This window comes from Micromonospora sp. ALFpr18c (genome assembly GCF_008868155.1).
Taxonomy (GTDB): Bacteria; Actinomycetota; Actinomycetes; order Mycobacteriales; family Micromonosporaceae; genus Micromonospora.
The window spans coordinates 1-8,180 of sequence record NZ_WBKR01000246.1 but is presented as its reverse complement, the minus strand read 5'-3'; the positions used below and the strand labels follow the sequence as shown (position 1 = coordinate 8,180).

The 8,180-nt window shown below is 71.9% G+C and carries 9 protein-coding genes and 1 pseudogene; 9 read left to right on the top strand and 1 reads right to left on the bottom strand.

Annotation, left to right across the window (positions count from 1 at the left end; genetic code table 11):
- Nucleotides 1-486, bottom strand: a pseudogene (locus F8271_RS28245) (hypothetical protein); the annotation flags it as partial.
- Between the two features lie 107 nt (nt 487-593).
- On the opposite strand from F8271_RS28245, the gene F8271_RS28240 reads away from it, so the two are divergent.
- The 9 genes from F8271_RS28240 to mycP form a co-directional block, all read left to right on the top strand.
- Complete coding sequence (locus tag F8271_RS28240; protein ID WP_151492888.1) at nt 594-2,642, top strand: TIGR03960 family B12-binding radical SAM protein; 2,049 nt, start codon at nt 594-596, stop codon at nt 2,640-2,642.
- Nucleotides 2,643-2,775: 133 nt separating this feature from the next.
- The gene (locus F8271_RS28235; RefSeq protein ID WP_151492887.1) at nt 2,776-3,084 is read left to right on the top strand and encodes a hypothetical protein; all 309 of its coding nucleotides are present in this window, start codon (nt 2,776-2,778) and stop codon (nt 3,082-3,084) included.
- A 59-nt stretch (nt 3,085-3,143) separates the two neighbouring features.
- A complete protein-coding gene (locus tag F8271_RS28230; protein WP_151492886.1) occupies nt 3,144-3,878 on the top strand; it encodes a hypothetical protein in 735 nt (244 codons plus the stop codon).
- A gap of 21 nt (nt 3,879-3,899) precedes the next feature.
- The gene (locus F8271_RS28225; protein ID WP_151492885.1) at nt 3,900-4,310 is read left to right on the top strand and encodes a YbaB/EbfC family nucleoid-associated protein; all 411 of its coding nucleotides are present in this window, start codon (nt 3,900-3,902) and stop codon (nt 4,308-4,310) included.
- Nucleotides 4,307-4,675, top strand: a complete 369-nt coding sequence (locus F8271_RS28220; protein ID WP_151492884.1) for a YbaB/EbfC family nucleoid-associated protein — start codon at nt 4,307-4,309, stop codon at nt 4,673-4,675. Before F8271_RS28225 ends, F8271_RS28220 begins: the two co-directional genes overlap by 4 nt.
- Nucleotides 4,665-4,859: a hypothetical protein gene (locus tag F8271_RS28215; RefSeq protein WP_151492883.1), complete on the top strand. Its 195-nt coding sequence runs from the start codon at nt 4,665-4,667 to the stop codon at nt 4,857-4,859. Before F8271_RS28220 ends, F8271_RS28215 begins: the two co-directional genes overlap by 11 nt.
- 115 nt (nt 4,860-4,974) lie before the next feature.
- Nucleotides 4,975-5,415, top strand: a complete 441-nt coding sequence (locus F8271_RS28210) for a hypothetical protein (RefSeq protein WP_151492882.1) — start codon at nt 4,975-4,977, stop codon at nt 5,413-5,415.
- Nucleotides 5,416-5,425: 10 nt separating this feature from the next.
- Nucleotides 5,426-6,889: a hypothetical protein gene (locus F8271_RS34030; RefSeq protein WP_151492881.1), complete on the top strand. Its 1,464-nt coding sequence runs from the start codon at nt 5,426-5,428 to the stop codon at nt 6,887-6,889.
- A gap of 10 nt (nt 6,890-6,899) precedes the next feature.
- Nucleotides 6,900-8,180: type VII secretion-associated serine protease mycosin (gene mycP, locus F8271_RS28200; RefSeq protein WP_151492880.1), on the top strand; the 1,281-nt coding region annotated here is incomplete at its 3' end.

The following is an 8,180-nucleotide window of genomic DNA, read 5'->3' as shown; positions in this document are numbered from 1 at the left end:
TGTCGGGGGCAGTGGGGGCAACTCGGCGGACGGCAGGTCCCAGCCGCCGGTGTCCACGCCGGCCCACGGGTCGACCGGGGTGCGGTGCTCCGGAGGCTCGTGGGGCACGGGTGGCGGCGGAGTCGACTCGCTCGACGCGCCCCAGGTCCGCCGGCGCGGCAGCGGGGGAGGCACCGGCGCGGAACCACTCCACCTGGGCGCGGGAGCCTCCGCGGTCGCGGCCGTGTCCTGCTCGACGGCCGTGTCCTGCTCGACGGCCGTGTCCTGCTCGACGGCCGTGCGCTGCTCAGCGGCCGTGCGCTGCTCAGCGGCGGGCGAGCCCTCCGGTTCGGGCTGGTCCGAGAGGTCCGGCTGGTCCGAGGGGTCCGGCTGGTCCGAGGGTACGGGTGGGGAGGTCGGCTCGTCGGCGACCGCCCGGTCCCGCTCCGGCTCCGCGCCCGGGGTGCTCCCGTCGGCCGGCCGTGCTCCCGGCTGGGGCTCCGGCATCGCGGCAATCTCCTCTCGCGCCGGTCCGAGGTTAATACCGCGCCGCCACCACCGCAGACCGGGCGTGCGCGCGGTCACCGGCGGGTGGGCGCGTACCCTTGGGCATCATGAGTGCCCCGTCCACGACGCCGCGCGCGGCCGCGACCAATTCGAGCGACGACTCCAGCTCGGAGCGTCTGACGCCGCGCCGCGACCTGGAGCCGTCGGTCTGGCCCCGGCTGGAGCCGCTGCTCCCTCAGGTTTCCAAGCCCATCCAGTACGTCGGTGGCGAGTTGGGCGCGGTGGTCAAGGACTGGGACGCGGCGACCGTGCGCTGGGCGCTGATGTATCCCGACGCGTACGAGGTGGGCCTGCCCAACCAGGGTGTGCAGATCCTGTACGAGGTGCTCAACGAGCTGCCCGACACGCTCGCCGAGCGGACGTACGCGGTCTGGCCGGACCTGGAGAGCCTGATGCGCACGCACGGCGTGCCGCAGTTCACCGTCGACGCGCACCGGTCGGTCCGCGACTTCGACGTGTTCGGCATCTCGTTCTCCACCGAGCTGGGTTACACCAACATGCTCACCGCGATCGACCTGGCCGGCATCCCGATGCTGGCCGCCGACCGCACCGACGCCGACCCGGTGATCGTGGCTGGCGGGCATGCCGCGTTCAACCCGGAGCCGATCGCCGACTTCATCGACGCCGCGGTGCTCGGCGACGGTGAGGAGGCGGTCCTGGAGATCACCGCGATCGTCCGGGAGTGGAAGGCCGAAGGCTCCCCGGGTGGCCGCGACGAGCTGCTGCTGCGGCTGGCCCGCACCGAGAGCGTGTACGTGCCGCGCTTCTACGACGTCGACTACCTGCCCGACGGGCGCATCCAGCGGGTCGTGCCGAACCGGGCGGACGTGCCGTTCCGGGTGCACAAGCGCACGACGATGGACCTGGACGCCTGGCCGTACCCGAAGAAGCCCCTCGTGCCGCTGGCCGAGACGGTGCACGAGCGGTACGCGGTGGAGATCTTCCGGGGCTGCACCCGGGGATGCCGGTTCTGCCAGGCCGGCATGATCACCCGGCCGGTGCGGGAGCGGTCGATCACGACCGTCGGGCAGATGGTGCGCGAGGGCCTGGAGTTCTCCGGCTTCTCCGAGGTGGGCCTGCTGTCGCTCTCCTCGGCGGACCACTCCGAGATCGGTGACATGTGCTCGGGCCTGGCCCAGCAGTACGAGGGCACCAACGTCTCGCTGTCGCTGCCGTCGACCCGGGTGGACGCGTTCAACATCGACCTCGCCCAGGAGTTGTCCCGCAACGGACGGCGCACCGGTCTGACCTTCGCCCCGGAGGGCGGCTCGGAGCGGATCCGCAAGGTCATCAACAAGATGGTGTCGAAGGAAGACCTGATCCGCACCGTCGTCACCGCGTACAGCAACGGCTGGCGGCAGGTGAAGCTCTACTTCATGTGCGGCCTGCCCACCGAGACCGACGAGGACGTCCTCGAGATCGCGGACATGGCCCACGAGGTGATCAAGGCAGGTCGGGCCGCGACCGGGTCCAAGGACATCCGCTGCACCGTCTCCATCGGCGGGTTCGTGCCGAAGCCGCACACCCCGTTCCAGTGGGCCCCGATGGAGCGTCCGGAGGTCATCGACCACCGACTCAAGATCCTCAAGCAGGCGATCAACTCGGACCGCTCGCTGGGCCGGGCCATCGGCTACCGCTACCACGACGGCGAGCCCTCGCTGATCGAGGGACTGCTCTCCCGGGGCGACCGTCGGGTCGGCTCGGTGATCCGCAAGGTGTGGGAGAACGGCGGCCGGTTCGACGGCTGGAGCGAGCACTTCTCGTACCAGCGCTGGGTGGACGCGGCGGCCGAGACGTTGCCCGCGTACGGGGTGGACCTCGACTGGTACACCACCCGTCGGCGCGACGAGCTGGAGGTCCTTCCCTGGGACCACCTGGACTCGGGCCTGGACAAGGACTGGCTCTGGCAGGACTGGCAGGACTCGCTCAGCGAGTTCGAGCAGGACGACTGCCGGTGGACGCCGTGCTTCGACTGCGGCGTCTGCCCGTCGATGGACACCGAGATCCAGATCGGCCCGACCGGTCGCAAGCTGCTCCCGCTCACCCCGCTGGGCGGCAACGGCATGAAGGTCCCGTCGGCCGGCAACCCCGCCTGACCGCCTGACCGTCTGGTGGCCGCAGAGCCGCCGGGCAGCGCCGGGTGGCGGTGAACCGCTACCCTCCATAGCCGACACGTCACCCGCCGGGCCCACGCCCGGTGGGTGACCGGCGTTCACGGAGGGAGGCGTGGTGTCCGGAGTCTCCATGAACACCGGCAAGCTCGGCGAACTCGTCTCCGAGATGTCGGAGACGGCGGAGTCGCTGCGGTCCGGTGTGCTCCCCACGATCGAGTACCTGCGGCTGCCCTCCGGTGCCGCGCCCGCGTTCGACGCCGGCTTCTCCGCCGCGTACGCCGACATGCACGAGACGACGACGCAGGCCGTGTCCGCGCTCGCCGCCGCGCTCGCCGAGGTCGCACAGGGGCTCGGCCGGGTCGTCGAGCACTACAAGACGATGGAGCAGCGGCACGGTCAGTCGTTCGACACGGCTCTGGACTGAGCGCGGTCCGGGCGACCGGGCCCGCTCCTCTTCTTCGACAGCACACGGGGGCAGCTGTTATGGACGACAACGTGGTATCCGGCGTCGACACGGCGCGCACGATCGGCCTGGATGCGGTCATCATCGCGCTGGGCGGGACACTCGCGGTGGCCGCCGAGCCGTCCGGCGCGGGGGCCCTGGCGATGGCCTTCGTCAGCCCGATCGCCGTCATGAACATCCGCAGCTGGGCGCCGTTCCAGGAGGCCGACGACAAGTGGACCGGCCTCGCCGAGGAGTTCTCGTCGCTGGCCGGCCGGCTGTCCCGGCTCAACGGCGAGGTCGACGGCCTGTGGAAGGGCGGCGGCGCCGAGGTCTTCAAGAGCTTCCTCACCACCAAGGTGGTCGAGCCGCTGGACGCGCTCAAGGAACTGGCCATCACGGCCTCCGCCGGCTGCAACGGCGTCGCGGACGGCCTCGAGACGCTCTTCTGGGCCTGGTCGGTGGGCACCGGCCTCGCCATCGTCGGCTGCATCGCCGCCAACGCCGCCGGCCCGGCCGGCCCCGCCTTCAAATGGGCGATCATCGGCAGCTGGGCCGCGTTCGTGACCGGCATCATCATGGCGATCGTCGGTCTGATGCAGGCCATGCGCGGCGCGAACAGCGCGATCGGCACCGCGGTGGCCCAGCTCAAGCGGGGATTCGAGCTGACCGGGGACAAGGTCGACGCCGAGAGCGCCCGCATCGGGGACCGCTACCGGGAGATCGTCAGCGACCCGGAGAGCTGGAACAAGGAGATCGTCGTACCGGGCACCTGACATCCGACGAACGGAGCAGTGATGAGTGATGCCTACCGTAGGGCCGTCGACTCCGTCCGGGAGGTGACCCGCACCGAGGCGTACGAGCCCGCGTTGCGGCGGGCCGAGGAGGCCACCCGGGACCTCGTCGCGTTGGTGACCGAGGCCCGGGAGCGGACGTACGAGGGGTTCGACGAGACCGGGACGGTCGCGGCCGTCGTCGACGGGGCGGGCGGGGTGACGGACGTACGGATCAGCGCACGGGCCGTCCGGGACCTGCCCGCCGACCTCCTGGGCACGCACTGCCGCCAGGCGGTGACCGCGGCCCGGCTCGCCATGGCGCAGAGCATCCGGGCCAGCCTCGACGACGTCGCGGCGGAACCGGTCGACTGGGACGCCGGTGCGCCGGACCCGCTGACGGTGTGGCACGACGCGACGCGGGGGCTCCGATGAGGAGGGCCGACCTCGCGCAGCTGGTCACGGAGATGACGGCACTGCTGGAGACGGCCACCAGCGAGACCGGTCGACTGGCCCGGGAGGAGTTCGTCGGTACCGCCGCGGACGGCCTGGTGACCGCCACGGTGTCCGGCGCGAAGGAGCTGCTGGACATCTCCGTCGCCGCGCGGGCCCACCGGACGGTGGACAACATCACGCTCGGCGAGGCGGTGGTGGAGGCGGTCCGCGCCGCCGAGGCGCTGGCCGACCAGCGCCGCTCCGAGATCATGTCCGGGCTGCGGCTCGGGGGCGTCGACGTCGACACCTTCCTCGCCGATCCGATGTCGTTGGTGCCGCGGGGGAGGACGGGCGATGAGTCCTGACAAGGCCCGTGTGCTGGTGGTGATGCTCTCGGTGGTCGCCGTGATCCTCGTGGGTCTGGTGGTCCTGGAGGTCGTCCAGGCGGTACGGAGCGAGTCGGCCTGGAGCGGCGTGGCCGTTCTCCTGGGTCCGTTGGCCCTGGTGGGGCTCGGTATCGCACTGCTGGTCCCGCAACTGCGTCGCTGACATCGACACCGGTGGCTACGATTGACGGTGGCGAGGGCTGCCTCGATGTGGTCACACTCGATACGCTGCGTTTGACATGGACCGACCCGGCGGGTCGGGAACGGGGAGGAATCGCATGGGGGACATTCCGCCGCCGAACACCGGCGATCTGCACGTCAGCGTCGAGGACCTGGACGCGGCGGCGACCTACGTCGAGCGCCTCAAGCAGTACGTCGACGACACCATCCGTTACGAGATGGAGCGCGTCAAGGAGCGGATGAAGGGCGACAGCAACAAGGCCCAGACCGTCCCGAACGGCACCCCCTTCGGCGCCTTCGAGGATGCCCGGATGCAGTGGCAGGCGCTGACCAAGTCCACGGCCAACATGGAGGCGCACCTCACGACGCTCTCCCAGCGGCTCGCCGCGCTCAAGCAGGGCACCGAGGACATCGCCAAGGCGTTCCGGGACGCCGAGGCGCGCAACGCCGCCAACGGCAAGGAGATCGAGCGGCTTCTGGACGCCGCGGCGCCGCCGCCCACGGCCGGCGGCGCACCCACGTACCCGTACACGGCCTGAGGGGGACGGCATGGCTGGAGGAACCTGGGAGCGGTGCGTCCGCGAGGTGACGCTCTCCGCAGACCCGGAGACGGTCGGCTCGGTCGGTGCGGGGTGGAGCAACCTCTCCGCCGGCCTGGGCTATCTGCGCGACGCGCTGGTCGGCCGGTCGTTCGTCGGCCCGATCGCGACCGGTCAGGAGCGCCCGCACGTCGGCGGGCTGCCCGCGATGCTCGCCGGGTGGAAGGGCAGTGGCGGCGACGCGTACCGCGAGCACCTGGGCGAGATCGGCAAGCAGATCGAGGATCTGATCACCGACGCGAGCAACGTCAGCGGCGCGCTGACGCGGATCGAGGGTGACATCCGCAGGGCGGTCGCCACGATCCCGATCCCGCTGATGGACGACTTCGGCTGGAACGAGTGGAGCCTGCCCAACGGCACCGAGCTCGACGACTCCCGCGACGGCGAGAGCACGTCGGGGTTCCTCGCCGCGCTGCGACAGGATTACCAGAGCAACCCGGGATCGTACGCCGACGGCGCGTTCCGCGACAAGGCCGACGACCTGGAAGCGACCATGAAGGTCGACGGGCAGGCCGGCGACCAGAAGCGCGGCGGCTGGTGGGACACCAAGTCCCACCTGGACAACTGGTACCGGGACAATCAGCAGGCGGCCAACACGGCGATGTCGCCGCTGCCCAAGGCGGTGTACACCGAACGTCCCAAGCTGGTCGTGCAGGACCCGGGGACCAACACGGACGTCTACCGGCCCGACGACCGGACGCCGCCGAAGGGCCGCACCGACACGGGTGACATCGGTGGGAACGGCAACGTCGACATCGGTGGCAACCCGGACATCGGCAGCAGGCCGCCCGGCGTCAGCGACACCGGCAACGGTCCCACCTCCAGCGTGGGCCCGTTCTCCCCGCCCACCACCGGTGGTCCCGGCGGCCCCTCGCCCACCGGCTCCGACCCGTTCAACCCGCCGTCCACCGGCTCGGGCTACCCGAGTGGCGACGAGGACTACAGCAGCGGCCTGGCCGGCGCCGGGCCGGGCGGCCTCGGCAGCGGGTACGGCGGCGGCCTGGGCGGCTCGGGGGTCGGAAGCGCCGGCCTGGGTGGCGCCGGCGGCGGGTTCGGTGCCGGCGGCGGCGTCGGTGCGGCCGGCGGAATCGGTGCCGGTGGCGGCGGCCTGGGCGCGGCCGGCGGGATCGGCGTGGGTGGCATCCCCGGCATGGTGGGTGGCGGTAACGGCAAGGTGCCGCCGATGACGAGCGCGGCGAACGCGTTGCGCACCGCGGCCGGTGGTGCCGGCGGCGCCGGAATGGCGGGCGGAGCGCGGGGCGGTGCCGGCATGATGGGCGGCGGCATGATGGGCGGCGCGGGTGGTGCCGGGCACGGTGGTGGCGCTACGGGCTCCGAGCACTCGTCGTGGTTGACTGAGGACGACGATCCGTGGGGCCCCGGTGACGGTGCGTCCCCGGGCATCCTGCGATGAGGACGGACGGATGAGGGTTGACGGCGCGGCACGCCGGCCGATCACGGCCTGTGTGCTGGCGGGGCTCCTGGTGCTGGGGGTCGCCCAACCGGCGGCCGCCGCGCCCCGGCGGACCGAACAGTGGTATTTGGACGAGCTCCGGATCGACCAGGCGCACAAACTGTCGACCGGCCGGGGTGTGGTCGTGGCCGTGGTCGACAGCGGCGTCGACGCCACCCACCCGGACCTGCGGGGTCGGGTGCTCGCCGGTGGCCGCAGCTACGGTGCCAGCGGTGACGGGCGGGCTGACGAGGACGGGCACGGCACGCACATGGCCGGCATCATCGCGGCGACGAACGCCAGCAGCGACGGTGTGGACGGCATCGCCCCCGACGCGCGGATCCTGCCCATCAAGCTCTACGCGGGTAAGAACCCGCCGTACGACGAGAGCGCGATCGCTCTCGGCATCCGGATGGCCGTGGACGGCGGTGCCAAGGTGATCAACGTGTCCCAGGGCAAGCCGTCGGCGGTCACTCCGGAGGAGGCGAGCGCCATCAGCTACGCCCTGGACCGCGACGTCGTGGTGGTGGTCGCCGCCGGCAACCTCTCCAAGGGTGACGTGGACGTGGCGGCTCCCGCAAACGTTCCCGGCGTTCTCGCCGTCACCGGCACGACGCGGGGTGGCGCCTTCTGGTCCGGGTCGGCCAAGGGGCCCGAGGCGGTGGTCGCCGCACCCGGGGACGGTGTCTACAACGCGGGCCCCAACCAGGGTTACGGCTGGGGTGACGGCACCTCCGACTCGGCCGCGATCGTTTCCGGCGTCGCCGCGCTGATCCGGGCGAAGTATCCGAACCTCGACGCCCCCAACGTGATCAACCGGATCATCCGGACCGCCCGGGACGCCGGTCCGGCCGGCCGGGATCCGCAGTACGGCTTCGGCCTGATCGATCCGGTGCGGGCGCTGAGCGCGAACGTGCCGCAGGCCGCGGGTAACCCCCTGCTGGCCCCGGGCGCCGCACCGCCCTCGGTGCCGGGTGGCACCGCGGCGGCCGACGACGAGTTCGACGTCACCCAGCACGGTGACCGCGGTGGCCCGACGGATCAGCAGGTCATGGTGGTCGGCATCGGCATCGCCGTGGTGCTGGTGCTGCTGCTGGGGCTGGCGGTCTTCCTGATGTGGAACCGCCGCCGCTACCGCCGTGAGGCGGCGCTGTCGACCGACATCCCGGACGACCTGCTCGACAGGGCATCTCCCGCCGGGTACGACCCACCGTCCGGGTACGCCCCACCGCCCGGCTACGCCCCACCGCCC

Coding starts and splice junctions, on each gene's coding strand:
- F8271_RS28240 (WP_151492888.1), top strand. CDS start 594: ATGAGTGCCCCGTCCACGACGCCGCGCGCGGCCGCGACCAATTCGAGC.
- F8271_RS28230 (WP_151492886.1), top strand. CDS start 3,144: ATGGACGACAACGTGGTATCCGGCGTCGACACGGCGCGCACGATCGGC.
- F8271_RS28225 (WP_151492885.1), top strand. CDS start 3,900: ATGAGTGATGCCTACCGTAGGGCCGTCGACTCCGTCCGGGAGGTGACC.
- F8271_RS28220 (WP_151492884.1), top strand. CDS start 4,307: ATGAGGAGGGCCGACCTCGCGCAGCTGGTCACGGAGATGACGGCACTG.
- F8271_RS28215 (WP_151492883.1), top strand. CDS start 4,665: ATGAGTCCTGACAAGGCCCGTGTGCTGGTGGTGATGCTCTCGGTGGTC.
- F8271_RS28210 (WP_151492882.1), top strand. CDS start 4,975: ATGGGGGACATTCCGCCGCCGAACACCGGCGATCTGCACGTCAGCGTC.
- F8271_RS34030 (WP_151492881.1), top strand. CDS start 5,426: ATGGCTGGAGGAACCTGGGAGCGGTGCGTCCGCGAGGTGACGCTCTCC.